19 protein-coding genes are annotated in these 19,075 nt (G+C 73.3%); 8 read left to right on the top strand and 11 right to left on the bottom strand.

Translation table 11 applies throughout. The annotated features are described in order from the left end of the window. Positions 1–48: 48 nt before the first annotated feature. Genes BLW76_RS50485 through BLW76_RS24225 form a run of 3 tightly spaced genes read left to right on the top strand, consistent with a single transcriptional unit; the run spans position 49 to position 3,898 of the window. Positions 49–2,115: a glycosyl transferase gene (locus tag BLW76_RS50485; RefSeq protein WP_279627695.1), complete on the top strand. Its 2,067-nt coding sequence runs from the start codon at positions 49–51 to the stop codon at positions 2,113–2,115. Positions 2,116–2,132: 17 nt separating this feature from the next. Next, positions 2,133–3,137 (top strand): GlxA family transcriptional regulator, encoded by a 1,005-nt coding sequence (locus BLW76_RS24230; protein ID WP_091311255.1) that lies wholly within the window; start codon positions 2,133–2,135, stop codon positions 3,135–3,137. Continuing rightward, positions 3,134–3,898, top strand: coding sequence for a DJ-1/PfpI family protein (locus BLW76_RS24225; protein ID WP_091311252.1), 765 nt, complete (start codon positions 3,134–3,136; stop codon positions 3,896–3,898). The genes BLW76_RS24230 and BLW76_RS24225 overlap by 4 nt, the downstream gene beginning before the upstream one ends. On the opposite strand, the gene BLW76_RS24220 is transcribed toward BLW76_RS24225, so the two are convergent. The 6 genes from BLW76_RS24220 to BLW76_RS24195 form a co-directional block, all read right to left on the bottom strand. After that, on the bottom strand, positions 3,899–5,050 hold the full coding sequence (locus BLW76_RS24220) for an LLM class flavin-dependent oxidoreductase (RefSeq protein ID WP_091311248.1): 1,152 nt from the start codon (positions 5,048–5,050) through the stop codon (positions 3,899–3,901). Beyond that, complete coding sequence (locus tag BLW76_RS24215; protein ID WP_425266018.1) at positions 5,047–6,024, bottom strand: ABC transporter substrate-binding protein; 978 nt, start codon at positions 6,022–6,024, stop codon at positions 5,047–5,049. Before BLW76_RS24215 ends, BLW76_RS24220 begins: the two co-directional genes overlap by 4 nt. A gap of 16 nt (positions 6,025–6,040) precedes the next feature. Next, positions 6,041–6,736 carry an ABC transporter ATP-binding protein gene (locus tag BLW76_RS24210; protein WP_091311245.1) on the bottom strand — a complete coding sequence of 232 codons (696 nt, stop codon included), beginning with the start codon at positions 6,734–6,736 and terminating at the stop codon, positions 6,041–6,043. Then, on the bottom strand, positions 6,721–7,539 hold the full coding sequence (locus tag BLW76_RS24205; protein WP_091311242.1) for an ABC transporter permease: 819 nt from the start codon (positions 7,537–7,539) through the stop codon (positions 6,721–6,723). Before BLW76_RS24205 ends, BLW76_RS24210 begins: the two co-directional genes overlap by 16 nt. A 126-nt stretch (positions 7,540–7,665) precedes the next feature. Further along, positions 7,666–8,376 (bottom strand): MBL fold metallo-hydrolase, encoded by a 711-nt coding sequence (locus BLW76_RS24200; RefSeq protein ID WP_091311241.1) that lies wholly within the window; start codon positions 8,374–8,376, stop codon positions 7,666–7,668. A gap of 10 nt (positions 8,377–8,386) precedes the next feature. Then, positions 8,387–8,995: a LysR substrate-binding domain-containing protein gene (locus BLW76_RS24195; RefSeq protein WP_244170288.1), complete on the bottom strand. Its 609-nt coding sequence runs from the start codon at positions 8,993–8,995 to the stop codon at positions 8,387–8,389. Between BLW76_RS24195 and BLW76_RS24190 the strand changes: the two genes are divergently transcribed. Then, entirely contained in the window at positions 8,964–9,170 is a 207-nt protein-coding gene (locus tag BLW76_RS24190; RefSeq protein ID WP_244170287.1) for a dihydrofolate reductase family protein, read from the top strand. The two genes, BLW76_RS24195 and BLW76_RS24190, sit on opposite strands and share 32 nt — an antisense overlap. Here the strand turns inward: BLW76_RS24190 and srmL are convergent. Next, positions 9,139–10,260, bottom strand: a complete 1,122-nt coding sequence (gene srmL / locus BLW76_RS24185; RefSeq protein WP_091311237.1) for a PheS-related mystery ligase SrmL — start codon at positions 10,258–10,260, stop codon at positions 9,139–9,141. The genes BLW76_RS24190 and srmL overlap by 32 nt on opposite strands. Positions 10,261–10,947: 687 nt before the next feature. On the opposite strand from srmL, the gene BLW76_RS24175 reads away from it, so the two are divergent. After that, a protein-coding gene (locus tag BLW76_RS24175; RefSeq protein WP_425266017.1) for an IS3 family transposase occupies positions 10,948–12,119 on the top strand; the annotation gives its coding sequence in 2 pieces (ribosomal slippage) (positions 10,948–11,236 and positions 11,236–12,119; 1,173 coding nt in all). Between the two features lie 83 nt (positions 12,120–12,202). On the opposite strand, the gene BLW76_RS24170 is transcribed toward BLW76_RS24175, so the two are convergent. Further along, positions 12,203–12,715: a DinB family protein gene (locus BLW76_RS24170; RefSeq protein ID WP_167384714.1), complete on the bottom strand. Its 513-nt coding sequence runs from the start codon at positions 12,713–12,715 to the stop codon at positions 12,203–12,205. Between the two features lie 57 nt (positions 12,716–12,772). Between BLW76_RS24170 and BLW76_RS24165 the strand changes: the two genes are divergently transcribed. From BLW76_RS24165 to BLW76_RS24155, 3 genes are read left to right on the top strand one after another with little or no spacing between them, the layout of a single operon-like run. Continuing rightward, the gene (locus BLW76_RS24165) at positions 12,773–13,633 is read left to right on the top strand and encodes a DMT family protein (protein WP_167384713.1); all 861 of its coding nucleotides are present in this window, start codon (positions 12,773–12,775) and stop codon (positions 13,631–13,633) included. Between the two features lie 53 nt (positions 13,634–13,686). Continuing rightward, entirely contained in the window at positions 13,687–15,357 is a 1,671-nt protein-coding gene (locus BLW76_RS24160) for an ABC transporter ATP-binding protein (RefSeq protein ID WP_091311228.1), read from the top strand. After that, positions 15,354–17,105, top strand: coding sequence for an ABC transporter ATP-binding protein (locus tag BLW76_RS24155; RefSeq protein ID WP_091311226.1), 1,752 nt, complete (start codon positions 15,354–15,356; stop codon positions 17,103–17,105). The genes BLW76_RS24160 and BLW76_RS24155 overlap by 4 nt, the downstream gene beginning before the upstream one ends. A gap of 242 nt (positions 17,106–17,347) precedes the next feature. Here BLW76_RS24155 and BLW76_RS24150 read toward each other — a convergent pair whose 3' ends face one another. From BLW76_RS24150 to panD, 3 genes are all read right to left on the bottom strand, one after another. Beyond that, positions 17,348–17,557: an MbtH family protein gene (locus tag BLW76_RS24150; protein ID WP_091311224.1), complete on the bottom strand. Its 210-nt coding sequence runs from the start codon at positions 17,555–17,557 to the stop codon at positions 17,348–17,350. Positions 17,558–17,568: 11 nt separating this feature from the next. Next, entirely contained in the window at positions 17,569–18,588 is a 1,020-nt protein-coding gene (locus BLW76_RS24145; protein WP_091311222.1) for an ABC transporter substrate-binding protein, read from the bottom strand. A 68-nt stretch (positions 18,589–18,656) separates the two neighbouring features. Next, a complete protein-coding gene (gene panD, locus BLW76_RS24140; protein WP_091311220.1) occupies positions 18,657–19,073 on the bottom strand; it encodes an aspartate 1-decarboxylase in 417 nt (138 codons plus the stop codon). Positions 19,074–19,075 lie beyond the last annotated feature (2 nt).

Genomic DNA, 19,075 nt, shown 5'->3' with positions numbered 1-19,075 from the left:
CGACGTTGCCCGGCAACGGGTTCCGACGGCTCCGCTACAGTCCGTGCAATGGCTCACAGCCCGGTTTCCGCCGCGCACCGGTTGCTGTCGCTCGACATCGTGCTCGCCCTGCTGGCCCTGGCCGGCGGGCTGCGGGTGCTCTACCTGGCCGCGCCCGCACCGGCGCTGCCCGCGGAGGCCGCCACGGTCGCCCACGCGTACGCGCTCGGCCACCTCACATCGTTCGCCGACGCGGGCGGCGCCGGCGTCAGCCCGTTCGGCTGGCTCCAGCTCGCGGCGGCGACGATGGTGTCGGACGCGTTCGGCCGCTCGACGACGGCTTTGGCGGCGGTCCGCGAGACGGTACTGGTGGCGGCCTTGGCCGGCGCGGCACTGCTGTGGATCCTGGCCCGCCGCCTGGGCTTGACGCGCTGGGCCGCGGCGGTGGCGGTGCTGCTCCTGGCGGCCTCCCCGCTGGCACTGGGCGTGCAGCGCCTGGTGGTCGTGGAGCACCTGGCGGCGGTGTGGGTCCTGGGCGCGCTTGTCCTGATCACCCGCCGCAGAGCCCGCATCCGCCACGACACGGCGGCGGCGGTGTGCCTGCTGGCGGCGGTGTTGACGTCCCCGCTGGCGCTGTTCTTCCTGCCCGCGGCGGGCTGGCTGCTGGTCCGCCGGGCCCCGGTCCGGGCGGCGCTGGTGGCGGTGGTCCTGAACCTCGGCCTGGGCATCGCGTTCGGCCCGGCGGCATCGGCACTCAGGCCCCACCTCGCGGCCGCGACCGGTCCGGCGGTGGCCGACTGGGCGGCCCTGGACCCGGCATGGGTGGCGGCGTCGGCGGTCGCCTTGGTGGCGGGCCTGGGGGTGCGCGCGGTGCGGCCGGTCGCGCTGACGGGGCTGCTGCTCGCGGCGGTGCTCGCGGTGCCGGGCGTGCCACCGACGGCGGTGCTGGCGTTGCTGCTGCCGGTGACACCGCTGCTGCTGGCGGGGGCAGCCCAGGCCCTGACCCGGCGGCGCAGGCGGACGCGCCGGCACACGCCGCCTTTCGCCCGGCGGACGGGCCCGGAAGGCCGGGGCAACACGGGTGCGCAGCCCACCCGGCCCGGCGCCGGCGCGCCGCAACCCCGGGGCACCGGCGGCCGGGCGGTTGCCGCGCTCAGGAGACCCTGCCCCGCCCGGCCCACCCTGACCGGCACCGCCCCACGGCCTTCCCCCGCCCAGCACCCGGGCGCCCGCAGCCCGGCCGACGTCCCTCAGGTCCCGCCCGCACGCCACGAGGGCACCCGCGGGCAAGGCCCGGCCGACGCCCCTCCACAGCCCACTTACCACGGCCGCAAGCCCCGGCGCCGCCGGAGCGTTCCCGTCCTGGCCGCCGCCGTCCTCGCCGCCGCGCTCGCCGTCAGCTGGGTCGCCGGCTACTCCGCCCTACAACCCACCATCAACCGCGGCGGTCCGCTCGCCGCCGCCCGCGACTGGGTGCGCGCCAACGCTTCCGGCTCCCTGCTGCTCGTCGACGATGCCGCGTGGGCCGAACTCGCGTACGCCGGCTGGCCGACCGGCATGCTGGCTCCGCCCGCCGCGTGCGACGTCACCTGCCCGGACGCCGAATGGGCCGTCTTCGGGGCCGGTGAACCCGCGCTCCGCAGGCACTACCCGGCCCTCGACGGCGCGCTCGTCGGTGCCGGCCCGACCGCCGTCTTCGGGGACGGCGACGCCCGGGTCACCGTCTGGCGCCTCGGGTTGCCGCCCGCCGCTCCCACCGCGCCGCCGGAAGTTCCGGCCCGGGCCCACGCCGGTGCGGCACTGGCCGCGTCGGCGTGGGTCACGCTGACCCCCGAGGCCGCCGCCGTGCTGCGCGAAGGGCGCGCGGACCCGCGGCTCATCACCACCCTCGCCGCGCTCGCGGCCGACCGGCCGGTGCGGATCGCGGCCTTCCCGGAGGTCCCCGGCGAGGACGCCGCCGGGCAGCCACGCCGCCGGGTCCTGCTGACCGGCGACGACGACGGCACCACCGCCTTCTACACCGGCCAGCACGACCTCTTCCGCCCGGCCGCGGTCACCCGTGCCGCCGGCGGCGTGCTCGTCACCTACCCGCTGTTCGCGCCGCCCGGGCTGCTGGTCCCGTTCTCCTCCCCCTGACCCGGTAGATTCCCGGCATGGGGCAGGAAAGGCGGGTCGTCATCGCCGCCTATGACCAGGTCCAGATCCTCGACGTGGCCTGCCCGAGCGGCGCACTGGAGCTGGCGAACTCCCACGGCGCCGCGCCGCCGTACCGCGTCGAGCTGGCCACGGTGTCCGGGCGGGGTGCGCGCAGCTCGGCCGGGATCGTGCTCGCCGGGGCCCGGCGGCTCGGCGCCATCACCGGGCCGCTGGACACGCTGATGGTCGTCGGCGGCGCCGGGACCCGCGCGGCGGTCCTCGACGAGCCGCTGCTGGCCCAGGTCCGCCGGCTGGCCGGGCGGAGCCGCCGGATCGCTTCCGTGTGCACGGGCACGTTCGTGCTCGCCGCGGCCGGCCTGCTCGACGGGCGGCGGGTCACCACGCACTGGGGCTACGGCGAGCTCCTGGCCGCCGCGTTCCCCGCCGTCACCGTCGATCCGGCGCCGCTGTACCTGCGCGACGGCAACGTCTACACCTCCGCCGGGGTCACCAGCGCGCTCGACCTCACGCTCGCGCTGGTCGAAGCCGACCACGGCCCGACGCTGGCCCGGGCAGTCGCCCGCGAGCTCGTGACCTACCTGCACCGCCCGGCCGACCAGGCCCAGATCAGCATGTTCCTCGCCGCGCCGTCGCCGGGGAACCGGGTGGTGCGGGACCTGCTCGGGTACGTCGCCGGTCACCTGGCCGAAGATCTGAGCCCGCCGGCACTGGCGGCCCGCGCGGGGGTGACGGCCCGGCACCTGGCCCGCCTGTTCGCCACCCACGTCGGCACCACGCCGGCCCGCGCGGTCCGCGCCGCGCGCACCGAAGCCGCCGCTCACCTGGTGCGGGGCAGCGAACTGCCGCTGGCCGCCATCGCCCGCCGGTGCGGGTTCGGCTCGGCCGAGACGCTGCGGCAGGCGTTCCTCGACCACTACGGCGTCACCGGGGACACGCTTCGCAGGATGCCGGACATTCCTTCGCTCCCGGGCGCGGCGGCCGTCCAGACTCCGGAGGCATGACCACCTCACAGACGACCCGCCGGACCGTGCTCGGCGGGCTGGCCGCGGTCGCGGCACTGGGACTGCCGGCCGCCACCGGCACCGCGGCCGCGGCGCCGGTCCGGGACGGCCGTCCCGGCCCGAAGATCGGCATCCTGCTCTACGACGGGTTCAGCCTGCTCGACCCGACCGGTCCGGCGGAGCTGCTCTCCCGGCTCCCGGGCGCGACGGTCACCATGATCGGCGAGCGCCGCGGCCCGGTGCGCACGGACACCCACCGCACGGCCGTCTTCGCCGACCGGGCCGTGTCCGAAGTGGACCGTCTCGACGTCCTGCTGGTGCCCGGAGCCGGCGACCGCGGCACGATCGGGGCGATGCACAACCCGGTGCTGCTGGACTGGATCCGCCGCATCCACCGCCACACGACCTGGACGACGTCGGTGTGCACCGGCGCGCTGATCCTCGGCGCGGCGGGCCTGCTGCGCGAGCGGGCGACGACGTACTGGGCGTCGGCGCCCTACCTGGAGGCCACGTTCGGCGTCGAGTACGTGCCGGAACGGTACGTGCAGGTGGGCAAGGTGATCACCGCGGCAGGCGTCTCCGCCGGCATCGACATGGCGTTGTTCCTCGCGGGCAAGCTCGCCGGCGAGGAGGTCGCCCGCGCCGTCCAGCTGGCCGTGGAGTACGACCCGCGGCCGCCGTTCGACGCGGGCGACGCGGCGACGGCGAGCCCGCAGCTGAAGGAACTCGCGTTGCGCCTGCTCGCCGAGTCGCAGCAGTAGCTACAGCGCCGCGACGTTGCGCTCCGGGTGCGACGGCCGGGGCAGGGCCGGAACGTCCGCCAGCAGGCCGCGCCGGGCCAGTTCCGGCCGCACGCCGTCGCCGAACCAGTACGCCTCCTCCAGGTGCGGGTAGCCCGACAGCACGAACTCGCTCACGCCCACGCTGTGGTACTCCTCGATCAGGTCCGCGACCTCCTCGTGGCTGCCCACCAGCGCGGTGCCGGCCCCGCCGCGGACCAGGCCGACCCCCGCCCACAGGTTCGGGTGGATCTCCAGCCCGCGGACGCCGCCGTCGGTCCGGCCGCCGTGCAGCGCGACCATCCGCTGCTGCCCCACCGACTCGCTCGCCGCCAGCTGGGCCTGCGCCTTCGCGACCTGCTCCGGGCTCAGCGCGTCGAGCAGCTTCTGCGCCTCGGCCCAGGCTTCGGCCGAGGTGTCGCGCGAGATCGTGTGCAGCCGGACGCCGAACCGGATCGGCCGGTCCCCGGCCAGCTCGCGCACCTTGCCGACCTTCTCGGCGACCTGCGCGGGCGGCTCGCCCCAGGTCAGGTAGACGTCGGCGTGCCGCGCCGCGACCGGCAGCGCGGCCGGGGACGAGCCGCCGAAGTAGATCGGCGGCACCGGATCGGGCGCGGCCAGCGTCGTCGCGCCTTCGACGCGCAGGTGCTCGCCTTCGAAGCTGAAGGGCTCGCCGGACCAGACGCCGCGGACGATCGTCAGGAACTCGTCGGTGCGGGCGTACCGGGCGTCGTGGTCGTGCCAGTCGCCGAAGCGGCGCTGTTCGACCGCGTCGCCGCCGGTGACGATGTTGAGCAGCACGCGACCGCCCGACAGGCGCTGGAACGTCCCGGCCATCTGCGCGGCCAGGGTCGGTGAGATGACGCCCGGGCGGAAGGCGACCAGGAACTTCAGCCGGGTCGTCTCGCGGATCAGCGCGGCCGTGGTGAGCCACGCGTCCTCGCACCACGTGCCCGTCGGCGTCAGGACGCCTTCGAAGCCCTGCCGCTCGGCCGCGCGGGCCACCTGGGCCAGGTAGTCCAGGTCCGGGTCGCGCTGGGCGGCCGGGCCCGCGGACCGGTTGGCGTGGAAGCGTTCCACGATCGTGCGGCCGTCACCGCTGGTGGGCAGGAACCAGTGCAGCCTGATGCTCATCCGTTGCTCCTCGCCTGGTCCAGGTCGGGACCGAACCGCCGGTCGACGAAGGCGGCGAAGTCCACCTTGCCCGGCAAAGTCTTCTCGTCGGTGAAGGCGTCCGCGAGCTGCTGTTCGGACGCCACGACGGCGTCGTCGAGCGCGATCGGCAGGTCACGGCCCGCTTCGACGGCCTTCTGCGCGACGGCGAGCTTGAGCCCGGTTTCCTTGGCCCACGCCTCCGCCCACGCTTCGCGGTGCGTGTCGGCCCACTTCTGCGCCTTGACCACGCGCACGGCGAAGTCGCGCAGCGCCGAGTTCCGGCCGGGGTCGCCGAGCGCGGCCGTGCTCGCGGTCAGGAAGCCGAGGCCGTTCGACGCACCCCGGCCGTCGGCCAGCACCCGCGCGTGGGCTTCGAGCTGCGCCTGCGCGGTGTAGGGGTCCCAGATCGCCCAGGCGTCGATCGCGTGCTGGGTGAACGCGGCGTAGGCCTCGGACGGCTGCAGGAAGCTCAGCTTCACGTCCTTGGTGGACAAGCCGTTGTTGTGCAGCGTGTTCAGCAGCTGCCCGTGCGCGGAGCTGCCCTTGGCGACGCCGATCGTCTTGCCCTTCAGCGCGGCGACGTTCTGCAGCGGCGAGTCCGGCGGCACGAGGACCGCTTCCCGCTCGACGTTGCTGCGCGACACGCTGATCACCTTGATCTTCGCCTTCGCGGCGGCCGCGAAGATCGGCGGCGTGTTGCCGACGCGCCCGGTGTCGATCGCGCCCGCCGAGGCGGCTTCGAGCAGCGGCGGGCCCGAGGTGAACGTGGACCATTCGATCCGGTACGGCGTCCCCTGCAGCAGGTTCGCCGCGGTGAGCAGGGACTTCACCCCGCCCTTCTGATCGCCCACCCTGAGCGTCACCTTCGCCAGGTCGGCCGCGCTCACCGCGGCCGGGACGGCAGCTTCGTTACCGGTCGCCGTGCCGCACGCGGAGACCACGAGAGCCACCACTACTGCCAGTGTTCCCTTACGCCACAACATCTTCGGTCACTCCCAGGTCGGCCAGCACGCGGCGGCGGAGGTCGTCGGCTTCGCGCGGCCGGTGCGTGGCCACGATCCGGCCGCCGTCCAGCACGAGGACGCGGTCGGCGAGCCGCAGGGCCTCGTCGACGTCGTGGGTCACCAGCAGCACGCCCGGCCGGTGCCGCCGCCAGAGGTCCTGCACGAGGCCGTGCATGGAGATCCGGGTGAGCGCGTCCAGGGCGCCGAACGGCTCGTCGAGCAGCAGCAGGTCGGGTTCGCGCACGAGCGCGCGGGCCAGCGACACGCGCTGGGCTTCGCCGCCGGACAGCGTCAGCGGCCAGTCGTCGGCGTGCTCGCTCAGGTGGACCTCGGCGAGGGCCTTCTCGGCCAGCGCGCGGTTGCGGGACTTCGTCACGCCGTCCTGGTGCAGGCCGAGGACGACGTTGCGCCAGACCTTCCGCCACGGCAGCAGTCTCGGCTGCTGGAACGCGACCGAGACGGTGCCGGTGACGTCGGCGCGGCCTTCGACGTCGTCGTCGAGGCCCGCGAGCACCCGCAGCAGCGTCGACTTGCCGGACCCGCTGCGGCCGAGCAGCGCGACGAACTCGCCACGCTCGACGGCCAGATCGAGTCCACTGAGGACGGTCCGGTCGCCGAACCGCTTGGTGAGGCCGCGGACGTCGGCTACCGGGTTCGCCACCGCAGGACCTTCCGTTCGAGCAGCCGGACCAGCGCGTCGGTGACCAGGCCGAGCAGGGCGTAGAGGACGAGACCGACGACCACGACGTCGGTGCGCAGGAATTCGCGGGCGTTGTTGATGAGGTAGCCGACGCCGGCGTCGGCGTTGACGGTCTCGCCGACGATCAGCGCGAGCCACGCGAGCCCGAGCGACTGCCGCAACCCGACGAGCGCCTGCGGCAGGGCACCGGGCAGGACGACGTGCCAGAGCCGTTCCGCGCGGCTGAACCCGAGCGCCCGCGAGGCTTCCACCAGCGCCGGGTCGGCGCCGCGGATTCCCGAGTGGACGTTGAGGTAGAGCGGGAAGGCCACGCCGAGCGCGACCAGCACGATCTTGGTCTCCTCGCCGATGCCGAACCACAGGATGAACAGCGGGATCAGGCCGAGGAACGGCAGCGTGCGCAGCATCTGCACCGGCGGGTCGACCAGGGCTTCGCCCCAGCGCGACAGCCCCGAGACGATGCCGAGCAGAACGCCGGCGAGCGCGCCGAGCGCGAAGCCGGCACCGACCCGCCCGAGCGAAACGGCGAACGCGGTGCCGAGTTCGCCGCTGCGCGCGGTTTCGATGCCGGCCTGCACGACCGTCCACGGTGAACTGAGCTTGTCCGGCGGCAGCACGCCGGTGGCGCTGGCGACCTGCCAGGCGGCGACGAGCACCACCGGGCTGATCCAGCGCCGCAGATCGGGCCGCCGCACGGCTTTGCGCGGCGGCCCGGCGGCGCGTTTCCGGGCGTGCGCGAGCACGCCCGTGGTGGAAATCGACACGGATTTCTCCCGGGGACGGGGACGTTCTCGGATTGCGTGGTCCCGACCATCCGGGGAGTGGGAGGCGAAGTCAATGCGTGCCCACTCCGTGAACGCCCCGTGTTTCACCCCGTGGAACGCACTTGCTCAGCCGCCGAACATGATCTTCCATTCGTCGAGCGACCGCGGCCGGTAGACGAAGTTGCTGCGCTTGACTTCGGACAGCGCGGCGGACGGCTCGGCCGAGTACTGGTGGCCCGGGTAGACGACCGGGTCGCCGGGCAGGCCGGCGAGCGCCTGCAGGCTGCGGTAGATCTCTTCGGCGTCGCCGCCCGGGAAGTCGGTGCGGCCACAGCCTTCCAGGAAGAGCGTGTCGCCGGAGACGAGCTTGTCCTCGACGAGGAAGCACTGGCTGCCCGGCGTGTGCCCGGGCGTGTGCAGCAGCCGGATCGGGATGGCGCCGACCTCGAGGACGTCGTCGTGGTCGTGGGCGCGCAGGTCGGTGCCGGAGACGCCGGTGACCCGCTTGACCCACTCGGTTTCGGCACCGTTGACGTGGATCGGCACCTGTTCGACCGCGAGGAGTTCGGCGATCCCGGGCAGCGAGAAGCCGAGCATTTCGCCGCCGACGTGGTCGGGGTGGTGGTGCGTGGCCAGCACGCCGGTGAGCCGCATGCCGTCCTGCGCGAGGACGTCGAGGAGGTCACGCACCGCGTAGGCCGGGTCGACGATGACGGCGTCCCCGGTTTCGCGGTCGCCGATCAGGTAGGCGAAGTTCACCATCTGCGTCGCGACGGGGTCGCCGACGGCGAAGTCACGGCCGGCGAGCAGCTGCCGGAAGTAGAGCCGATCAGTCATGCCGGACACCCTACGGGCCCGCCGCGGCGGCCTGGGTGAGCGCGGCCAGCACGGCGGCCACCGCGGGCGGGTCCGGGGGGTCGGCGAAGGTGGCCGCGTGGATGCCGGGGTTGCGGTGTGCGGCCAGGGCCAGTCCGGGCAGGGTGGCGACGCCGAGGCCGGCCGCGACCAGTGACTGCACGACGACCATGTCATCGCTGGACGAACCGAGGCGCGGGCTGAACCCGCCGATCCAGGCCGAGTCGCGGTGGTCGGCCAGGCTTTCGCCCGGCCGTCGGCTGATCAGGTGGATCGGGTCGTCGGCGAGGTGGCGGAACCGGAATCCGTCGAGTTCGCCGCGGCGCAGCATGTCCAGTGCTTCGACGGGATGCCGGTCGACCAGGCTGAGCTCGAGCGCCGGGTGCGCCGCCGCCGGCGACGCGGCCGCGTTCGGCACGAGGGTGCTCAGCGCGGCCGCGTTGGCGGCCAGCCGGACGCGCCCGGCCCGCAGGCCGACCTGGGCGGCCGGCTCTTCGGCCGCCGCGTCCACGCGTCCGGCGATTTCGGCGGCGCGGTCGGCCGGCAGGCGACCCTCCGGCGTCAGGCGGATGCCGCGGCCGGCCCGCTGCGGCCCGACCACCGTCAACTCCTACCTCGCCGCGGGCCTGGTCGACGAGCTGCGGCTGCACGTCGCGCCGTACACGCTCGGCGGCGGCGTCCGGTTGTTCGACGGCGTCCCGCCGCTGAACCTCGAGCAGATCGACGCGCGGGCGACGACCTCGGTCACGCACCTGCGCCATCGCGTCCTCCGGTGAGGTCGGCCCACTGGTGCACGCTCCCCCGGTGCAGGGCGGCGTAGGCCCGGTCCCGGAGGACGTTCGCCTCGTGGTCGGACAGCGTCCGGTCCAGGGGCCGGAGCACCAGGCGGACGAGCAGGTTCTTCTGGTCCGGCGTCGCACCGAGCCGGGCTCGGGCCTGCGCCGGCAGCAGGGCGTAGGGCGTCTCCTGCCGGATCTCGACCGACTCGACGACGTCTTCGCCCAGTGCCTCCCGGACGCGGTCGCCGAGGTCTTCGGCCCGGTCGTCGGCGTCGACGGCGATCGAGAGGTCGCGGCGCACCGGCGGCAGCGCGGAGACCGGCCGGTAGGGCGCGAGGTCCGTCAGCTGCGCGGCGACGGCCGGTTCGGTGGAGCGCAGCAGCCGGATGTCCGGGATGCCCTTGCGCAGCATGACCATCCGGTCGAGGCCCAGGCCGAGCGCCAGCCCGGACCAGCGTTCGTCCAGCCCGGCCCGCGCGAGGACGCCCGGGTGGGCGAGCCCGCACTCGGCGACCTCGACCCAGCCGCCTTCGTGTTCGACGTCCAGTTGCGCACCGTCCACTGTGTACGGATGACGCCGCGCCTCGAGCCGCCACCGCAGATCCGGCAGGAGGGCGGCGACCATCGCTTCGAGGTCGGCCCTGGTGGTCGTGCCGCGGCGGATCCGCCACAGGTCGAGCTGGTGCGGCGTGCCACTGTGCAGCCGGTCGATGCTGTCGCGGCGGTAGACGACGCCCGCGCAGACGAGCAGCACGTCCTCGACCGGGTCCGCGGCCAGGTTCCGCAGCGCGCCGGGGATGAGGGCGGTGGCGTGGCTGCGCAGGACGTGGTCTTGGTCGACGTACCGGGTGTAGCGGGCGTCGCGCGTGACGTCGGCGGGGTGGTAGCCGAGGTTGTCGTAGTTGTCGGCGACGGTGACGATGCGCTCACCGGGGCATCTGCGAACCGCACAGGACCACAAACCGGCGAGGGCAGCAACGGCTTGTTCGACGACAACCTGAACGGCATGCGGCCCGGCGGCGGGATCGGCGAGATCCCGGACGGCGAGATCGCGGGCCAGCTGGGCAGGGGAAAGTGTTGCGGGCATGACGGAACCTCCGGGCTGAACGGGCTTTCGAGGGCGGCACCCCCCTGGCCCGGGCGACCCGGCGACGGCGTCGGTTCAGGCTGCGCGCATGGCACCGGAACCCCGCTGGCGCCCGGAACGGGCCAGGGGGCCGGTAAATCGGCGGTATTCCGCAACGACGGCCATGAGTCCAGGGTAGCTGCGCCTGTCACGCGCTTTTCGGCTCGACGGGTTCGCTGCGGAGCGCGCGCCGGGGTTGCTGCGGGACTGCACCGCTGCTGCGGGATGCAGGGCGGGGTTACCCGGGCCACGGCAAACCCGCACGGCCGCGGGCTCTGGCCGTGCTCGCCTGGCCCACCCACGCGGCCGCGGGACCTCGGCCGGAGCTGCGCGATCCGAACCGCCGCGGCATCCCGGCCAAGGCCACCAGCCGATGCGCGACCGAGCCGCCACGGGACCCAGCCGAAGCCACCAAACGGATGCCCGAGCCGGGCTGCCGCAGAACCCGGCCGAGACCACCAGCCCCACGCCACCACAGAACCCAGGCCCAAGCCACCAGCCGACGCGCACCCCAGGCCACCACAGAACCCCAGCCGAACCCACCAACCGACGCCCGACCCAGGCCGCAGCCTCTCCCTCTCTGAGCTTCCCCCGGTTGTCCGGACACCTGACCTGAGGTGACCGCCGGTCACCAGGGAGGATGTTCCGATGCCTGCACCACACCCGCCTGAGTTCCGTCAGCGTGCCGTCGAGCTGGCCCGCCTGGGCGACAAACCGGTCGCCGCGCTGGCCAAGGAACTGGGCATCAGCGAGTCCTGCCTGCGCAACTGGATGGCCCAGGCCGACGCCGACACCAACGGCTCAGCCACCCGGTTGACCAGCGCGGAAAAGAAGGAACTCGCCGAGCTGCGCCGCAAGAACCGGCAGCTGGAGATGGAGAACGAGATCCTCAAACGCGCGGCGGCGTACTTCGCGCGGGAGAACATCCTCCCAAAGTAACCTTCCCGCTGGTCCATGAGCTCGCCGCCGACGGTATCGACGTCGCGGTGGCCTGCCGGGTATTGAACGTGTCCCGCTCCGGCTATTACGAATGGCGCGACCGGCCGGCCTCGGCTCGAGAGGAGGAGAACGCGCTGTTACTGAAACACATCGAACAGATCCACGCCGATTCCCGCGGCACCTATGGTTCGCCGCGGGTGCACGCCGAATTGCGGCTCGGTCTGGGGATGCCGGTCAACCTCAAACGGGTCGAGCGGCTCATGCGCGAAGCCGGCATCCAGGGCCTCTACCGTCGCCGGCGGCATGTCACCACGGTCCGCGACCCGGCCGGGCAACCCCGTGCCGACCTGGTCAACCGCCGGTTCACCGCCGACGCCCCAGACCGGTTGTGGATCACCGACATCACCGAACACCCCACCGAGGAAGGCCGCGTCTACTGCGCCGCCGTGATGGACGCCTATTCCCGGCTCATCATCGGCTGGTCCATCGCCGACCATATGCGCACCGAACTGGTTACCGACGCCCTCGGCATGGCCATTCTCCGCCGCCAACCCGACGGCAGAAAAACCATCCTGCATTCCGACCACGGATCGCAATACACCTCGTGGGCATTCGGGCAACGCCTCCGCGCCGCAGGCCTGCTCGCCTCCATGGGCACCGTCGGTGACTGCTACGACAACGCCATGATGGAATCGTTTTGGGGAACCCTCCAGCTCGAACTTCTCGACTCGAAAACCTGGAAAACCCGCGACGAACTTGCCAACGCGATATTCGAATGGATAGTGTGTTGGCACAACCCGAAACGGAGACACTCCAAGATCGGGATGCACAGCCCCGCCACGTTTGAGGCCCTCAACCGGCCACCAGACGCGCCGGCCTGACCCCACACCCGCCGTGTCCGGCGAACGGGGGGAAGCTCACTCCCCTCCCTTCGCCCACCCACCGCCACCGCCTCACCGTGCCGTCACTCACCCACCTCCCCGTCGGCCAGTTCCCGCAGCACGTCCAGGTGCCCCACGTGCCGCGCCGTCTCCTGCACGACATGCGCGACGACCCACCGAACGGTGAACTCCGCGCGCCGCCGTGTCCGGTCGTCGGGGCCCAACCCACGCAGCGCCTTCTCCACCCGCCCCCACTCCGCCTTGTACGCCGCCACCACCGACGCCGGGGTGTCCTCCGGGCCCACGTTCCAGCTCGGGTCCGGGCTGCCCGCCCACAGCGATGGCAGGTCCGCCCCGCCCGCCTCGATCGACAGCCACCAGCGCTCCACCGCCGTCAGGTGCTTCACCACGCCCAGTGCGCTCATCCGTGGCGACGCCGGCAACGGCGTCGCCGACGCCTGCGACAACGACAACCCCGCCAGCTTGTTCACCGCCGTTGCGCGGAGGAACTGCAGGAAATCCAGCAGCAGACGCAGCTCGTCGGCCGCCAGCGGGGCGGGCCACTGGCGGTGCGTCTTCGAACTCGTGTTCGACATGGCCGCACCGTACCGCACGGGTCCGACAAAACCGGGACGGCGAATACAGTGATCAGCATGTGGTGGGGACTGCTCTGCGCCCTGGGCGCGGCATGCGCGTACGGCGTGGCTTCGGTGATGCAGTCGGTCGCCGCGCGAGCCACCGACACCGGCCGCGACGGTGTCGATCCGAAACTGCTGGTCCGCGTGCTCGGGCAGTGGAAGTTCGTGCTCGGCCTTTCGCTCGACGTCCTCGGGTTCGTCGCGCAGATCGCCGCCCTGCACGTGCTGCCGCTCTTCGTCGTGCAGGCCGCGCTCGCCGCCAGTCTCGCCGTCACGGCCGTCGCCGCGCGGTTCCTCGGTGTGCGGCTCGGGAAGAGGGAGTGGGTGGCCGTCGGCGTCGTCTGTGCCGGGCTCGCCCTGCTCGGCGCCGCCGCCGAAAGCGAAGGGTCGGACCCCGTCGGGCTCGGGTTCCGGCTGGCGCTCGTCGGCGTGGTCGCCGTCCTCGCCGTGGCCGGGATCGCCGCCGGCAGGGCGAGCCGCCGGATCCGGACGCCGGCGCTCGGGCTCGTCGCCGGCCTGTGCTTCGGCGTCGTCGCCATCGCCGGCCGGATCATCCCCAGCCTCGCGCCGCTCGACCTGCTCACCGACCTCGCGACCTACACCGTCGCGATCGCCGGCGCGATGGCCATGCTGTTCTACGCGACGGCGCTGCAGCGCGGGAGCGTCACGACCTCGACCGCGATGATGGTGCTCGGCGAGACAATCTTCCCCTCGCTGGTCGGCGTGCTGGCGCTCGGCGACCGCACCCGGCCCGGCTTCGCGGTCGTCGCCGTCGCCGGGTTCGCGCTCGCCGTGGCCGCCGCACTCGCGCTGGCCCGGTTCGGCGAGCCGGCGACCGAGCCGCGAACTGAGACGAAGCCGACCGTCTTCCCGTAATTTCTTTACTTAGACTAGCCTTACCTATCCCAGCTCTGGAGAGGGAGGCGCGGGTGAGCACGACGGGACGGGAAGTCCTCCGCCGGTCGATCGCCGGGCAACGACGATCGGTGGCGCTCGCCGCGCTGCTGACCTCGAGCCACCAAGGCGGCGAGGCCCTGGTTCCGGTCGTCATCGGCGTGGTCATCGACCAGGCCGTCGCGGGCGGCTCGGTCGGCACGCTGCTGGTCTGGCTGGTGGTGCTGGCCGTGCTCTTCGCCGCGCTGTCGACCAGCTACCGCCTCGGCGCCCGCTTCGGCGAACGCGCCGCCGAGCGCGCGGCCCACGACCTCCGCCTCGACGTCGGACGCCGCGTGCTGCACCCCGGCGGGGTGGGCGGCTCCGGCACCCTCGCCGGCGAGCTGGTCAGCATCGGGACGTCGGACGCCAAGCGCGTCGGCACCGTCAACGGCGTGCTGCCCTTCGGGTTCGCCGGCCTGGCCGGGCTGCTGGTCAGCGCGGTCGCGCTGCTCACCATGTCGCTGCCGCTCGGTCTGCTGGTGCTGCTCGGCACGCCGCCGATGCTGTACCTGGCGCACCTGATCGGCAAGCCCCTCGAGCGCCGCAGCGAGGCCGAGCAGGAGCGCTCCGCGTTCGCCTCCGGGGTCGCCACCGACCTCGTCGCCGGGCTGCGCGTCCTCAAGGGCGTCGGCGCCGAACGCGCCGCCGTCGACCGCTACCGCCGGACCAGCCAGGACTCGCTGCGCGCGACCCTGCGCGCGGCCCGCGCCCAGGCCTGGCACAACGGCGCACTGCTGGCGCTCACCGGCATCTTCATCGCCGTGGTCGCGTTGGTCGGCGGCAACCTCGCCGCCGCGGGCGACATCAGCGTCGGCGACCTGGTCGCCGCGGTCGGGCTCGCGCAGTACCTGATCACGCCGTTCACGATCTTCTCGTGGGTCAACGGCGAGCTCGCGCAGGGCCGGGCCTCGGCCGCGCGCATCGCCGACGTGCTCAACGCTCCCCCGGCCGTCGACGGCGGCGACGCGACGCTGCCGGTGCCGGCGGCCGGGCACGTCAAGCTGTCCGCGCTGAACCGCGGCGCCCTGCGTGACGTCGCTTTCGAAGCGCGCCCGGGCGAGCTGCTCGGCGTCGTCGCCACCGACCCGGCCGCCGCGACGGACCTGCTCGACTGCCTCGGGCGCGCCGCCGACCCCGCGAGCGGCTCGGTGTCGGTCGACTCGGTCGACCTGTCCACTGTGGACCCGAGCCGGGTGCGCGAGGTGGTGCTGGTCGCCGCGCACGACGCCGACCTGTTCGCCGGGACGGTCGCCGAGAACATCGAGACCGGGCCGAAGACGGCCGAGGCGATTTCCGCGGCCGCCGTCGACGAGGTGGCCACCGCGCTGCCCGACGGCGTCGCGACCGCCGTCACCGAACGCGGGCGGTCGCTTTCGGGCGGGCAGCGGCAGCGGGTCGCGCTCGCCAGGGCACTGGCCGCCGACGCGCCGGTGCTGGTGCTGCACGACCCGACGACCGCCGTCGACACGGTCACCGAGGCCCGGATCGCCGCGGGCCTCGCCGAGCTGCGGCGCGGCCGCACCACGATCCTCGTCACCACCAGCCCGGCGCTGCTGGCCGCCACCGACCGCGTCGTCCTGCTCGACGACGGGCGGATCACGGGCGAAGGCAGCCACGCCGAGCTGGCCGGCCGTCCCGACTACCGAGCGGCGGTGCTGTCATGACCCGCGAACTCCTCCCCCTGGCCGACGGGCGGCGGATCCGCGCCGTCGTCGGCGAGCTCGTCGGCCGGGCGAAGGGCCGGGCGGCGGCCGCGGCCACGATGCTCGTCGCGGCCACCGCGATCGGCCTGCTGACCGCTCCCCTGCTCGGCCGGGTCGTCGACCTGGTCGCCACGCGCCGTCCGGCCACCGAGCTCGTGCCGCCGGTGGTGGGGCTCGTGCTGGTCGCGGTGGCGCAGGCGGTGGCGACGGCGATCGGCGTGTCGCTGGTCGCGCGGCTGGGCGAGACGATCCTGGCCGAGCTGCGCGAGCGTTTCGTCGAGCGCGCCCTCGGCCTGCCGCTCGAACAGCTGGAGCGCGCCGGGTCCGGCGACCTCACCGCCCGCGTGACGAACGACGTCTCGGTCGTCGCCGAGGGTGTCCGGCAGGCGCTGCCCGAGCTGGGCCGGTCGGTGCTGACGGTCGTGCTGACGCTCGGCGCGCTGGCCGTGCTCGACTGGCGGTTCCTGCTGGCCGCGCTGCTGGCCGTGCCGATCCAGCTGTGGACCGTGCGCTGGTACGTGCCGCGCGCGAAGCCGTTGTACGCCGCCCAGCGCGAGGCGGTCGGGACGCAACAGCAGCAGCTGCTGGACACCATCGGCGGCGCGAAGACGGTCCGCGCGTTCCGGCTTGCGGATACCCACCTGGCGCGGGTGCGCGAGCGGTCCGAGGCCGCCGTTTCGCTGGCCCTGCAGGGAATCCGGCTTGTGACGCGGTTCTACGCGCGGCTGAACCTCGCGGAGTTCGTGGGGCTGTCGGCGGTGCTGGCGCTGGGGTTCGTGCTGGTGGGCGCGGACGCGGTCTCGGTCGGCGTCGCGACGGCGGCAGCACTGTACTTCCACAGCCTGTTCGGGCCGATCACGACGGCGCTGGCGCTGGTCGACGACGCCCAGGCGGCCGCGGCCAGCCTCGCGCGGCTGATCGGCGTCGCCGACCTGCCGGCCGAGGCGTCGCCCGCGCGGCCGGCCCGGCCGGGGGACGCGTCGGTGAAGACCGCGGGGATCACCTACTCCTATGTGGACGGTCACCCGGTGCTGCGCGACGTCGACCTCGGGGTCGCCCCCGGCGAGCGGGTGGCGCTGGTCGGCGCGAGCGGGGCCGGGAAGACGACGCTGGCCAAGCTGATCGCCGGCATCCACCGTCCGGACACGGGTTCGGTGACCCTCGGCGGCGTGGCGCTCGACGAGCTGGGTCCCGAGGGCACGCGCCGGACGGTGGGGCTGATCAGCCAGGAGGTCCACGTGTTCGCGGGGACGCTGGCCGACGACCTGCGGCTCGCCCGCCCGTCGGCGACGGACGCCGAACTGCGGAAGGCGCTGGCCAAGGTGGGCGCGCTGACCTGGGCGTCGTCGCTGCCTTCCGGATTGGCCACCGTGGTCGGCGAAGGCGGTCACCAGCTCACGGTGACGCAGGCGCAGCAGCTGGCCCTGGTCCGGCTGGTGCTGGCCGACCCGCCGATCGCGATCCTCGACGAAGCCACGGCGGAAGCGGGCAGCGCGGGCTCGAAGGTCCTGGAAGCGGCGGCCGCGGCGGCCCTGGAGGGACGCACGGCCCTGGTGGTGGCGCACCGCCTCACCCAGGCGGCGGCGTCCGACCGGATCGTGGTCCTGGACGCGGGGACGGTCGTGGAGTCCGGCACCCACGACGACCTGGTCGCCGCCGGTGGCCAGTACGCGAAGCTCTGGGCGGCGTGGTCGGGCCAGCGCGCCTGACCCGTGTCGACTCCCCAATCACGCGTGTCGACTCCCCAATCACGCGTGTCGACTCTCCAAGCACGCGAGTCGTCCGGCCAGGTAAGCGAAAGTCGCGTGATCCGGCACGGAACTCGCGTGCTTGAAGGCGGAACTCGTGTGATTGAGGGGCGATCTCACGTGACTGGAAGGACGACACGCGTGTCTGGAAAGACGACACGCCGGAAGCCCGAAGGCTTCCGGCGTGTCGTGCGGGAGGTGGGTCAGGCGTCCATGGCGTCGGCCAGGGACTTCGGGCGCATGTCCGTCCAGTTCGCTTCCACGTGGTCCAGGCAGTCCTGGCGGGACGACGGGCCGAAGGCGACCGTCCAGCCGGCCGGGACCTCCGCGGACTCCGGCCACAGGCTGTGCTGGTTCTCGGCGTTGACCAGCACCAGGTACGTCCCGGCGGGGTCTTCGAACGGGTTGGTCACGACAGGCCTCCTCAGGCGGTGATGTCCGTGCGGGCACCCTTCACCAGCGCGGTCAGCTTCTGGATGACCGGCGTGGCGAGCAGGTGGTTGAAGCGCGGCTCGGCCGACCAGTCGCCGAGCTGGTTGGCCTTGACCGCGGGCAGCTGGTTCCACGTCGGGAACTGCGTCATCTGGGCCCGCGGCAAGGCGTACGAACGCGAGTCCGTCAGGATCAGGTCGGCCGGGTACTTGCCCGCCTGCTCCCAGGACAGCTGCTCCCAGTAGTCCTCGCTGCCGCCGCCGGAGACGATGTCCAGGCCGAGCTCGCGGTAGTACGCGAGGTCGGCGAAGTAGTCCGGCTTCGCGATGTACAGGCCGTCCTTGTCGCCGTAGAGCACCAGGACCTTGAGGCCGGCCTTCTCCTTCGCCGCCGCGCGCAGGTCCTCGGACGCCTTGTCGAAGTCCGCCTTGGCCTGCTTCATGGTGTCGGAGTTCGCGTCGCCGCCCAGTGCGACGGCCAGCTGCGAGTAGCGCTCGATCACCTTGGGCAGCGTGACCTTGTACTCCGAGAGCGCGACGATCGGCGCGACCTGCTGGACCTTAGGGCCGAGGTCGTCGGTGAGCACCCACAGGTCCGTCGGCTTGGTGCCGGTCAGGCCGGTGACGACCAGGTCCGGCTTCAGCGCGGCGAACTTCTCCATGCTGAAGTCGTCCCAGGCGTTGCCGATCGAGGTGACGGCGTTCAGGTCGATGTTGCCGGCCTGGATCTCCTTGCCGCCGTCGGCGGTCTTCTGCGGGCCGAACACGCCGACCGGGCGGACGCCGTAGTCCCAGAGCGCGGCGGCCGAGCTGGCGTAGGCCACCACCCGCGCCGGACGCTGGTCGCGCGAGGCCTTCTGACCGCGGTCGTCGGTGAACTCCCACGGGCCCGAAGAACTCGCCGCCGGCTTGTCGCCGCTGCTGCACGCGGTGAGCGCCGCGGCGGCGGCGAGGCCACCCGCCCCGATCAGGAATCCACGCCGGCTGAGCCCGGCAGCTTCGAACACGGACATGAGACCCTCTCGACAGACCATCAACTTAGGCACACCTTATTTAGGTAAGCCTGTCAAAAGCAACTGTGTCAGCGCCCACCCCGGCCGGACAGCTGCGCCACGGCTCCGGGCACCGGCTCGGCCGGGTCGTGTCCCAGGTGGACCTGCCGGTTGTCCGCGTCCACGTGCACCACCCGCGGCCGGTGCCCGGCGCGCTCGGCCTCCTCCACCTGGGCGTAGGTGATGATGATGACGAGGTCGCCGGGGTGCACGAGGTGCGCGGCCGCGCCGTTGACGCCGATCACGCCCGACCCCGGCTCGCCGGTGATGGCGTAGGTCTCCAGCCGGGCGCCGTTGGTGATGTCGACGACCTGGACCTTCTCCCCCTCGACGATGTCCGCGGCGGCCATCAGGTCCGCGTCGATGGTCAGCGAGCCGACGTAGTGCAGGTCGGCCTGCGTCACGGTGGCGCGGTGGATCTTGGCGTTCATCAAGGTGCGCTGCACGT

It is taken from the genome of Amycolatopsis tolypomycina (assembly GCF_900105945.1).
Lineage (GTDB): Bacteria > Actinomycetota > Actinomycetes > Mycobacteriales > Pseudonocardiaceae > Amycolatopsis > Amycolatopsis tolypomycina.
Note: the sequence above shows the minus strand (reverse complement) of the source record. Positions and strands in the feature narration are given on the sequence as shown.

Excerpts from the sequence above, each read along its gene's own strand:
- BLW76_RS50485 (WP_279627695.1), top strand. The coding sequence starts at position 49 with ATGGCTCACAGCCCGGTTTCCGCCGCGCACCGGTTGCTGTCGCTCGAC.
- BLW76_RS24230 (WP_091311255.1), top strand. The coding sequence starts at position 2,133 with ATGGGGCAGGAAAGGCGGGTCGTCATCGCCGCCTATGACCAGGTCCAG.
- BLW76_RS24225 (WP_091311252.1), top strand. The coding sequence starts at position 3,134 with ATGACCACCTCACAGACGACCCGCCGGACCGTGCTCGGCGGGCTGGCC.
- BLW76_RS24220 (WP_091311248.1), bottom strand. The coding sequence starts at position 5,050 with ATGAGCATCAGGCTGCACTGGTTCCTGCCCACCAGCGGTGACGGCCGC.
- BLW76_RS24200 (WP_091311241.1), bottom strand. The coding sequence starts at position 8,376 with ATGACTGATCGGCTCTACTTCCGGCAGCTGCTCGCCGGCCGTGACTTC.
- BLW76_RS24190 (WP_244170287.1), top strand. The coding sequence starts at position 8,964 with ATGCCGCGGCCGGCCCGCTGCGGCCCGACCACCGTCAACTCCTACCTC.
- srmL (WP_091311237.1), bottom strand. The coding sequence starts at position 10,260 with ATGCCCGCAACACTTTCCCCTGCCCAGCTGGCCCGCGATCTCGCCGTC.
- BLW76_RS24170 (WP_167384714.1), bottom strand. The coding sequence starts at position 12,715 with ATGTCGAACACGAGTTCGAAGACGCACCGCCAGTGGCCCGCCCCGCTG.
- BLW76_RS24165 (WP_167384713.1), top strand. The coding sequence starts at position 12,773 with ATGTGGTGGGGACTGCTCTGCGCCCTGGGCGCGGCATGCGCGTACGGC.
- BLW76_RS24155 (WP_091311226.1), top strand. The coding sequence starts at position 15,354 with ATGACCCGCGAACTCCTCCCCCTGGCCGACGGGCGGCGGATCCGCGCC.
- BLW76_RS24145 (WP_091311222.1), bottom strand. The coding sequence starts at position 18,588 with ATGTCCGTGTTCGAAGCTGCCGGGCTCAGCCGGCGTGGATTCCTGATC.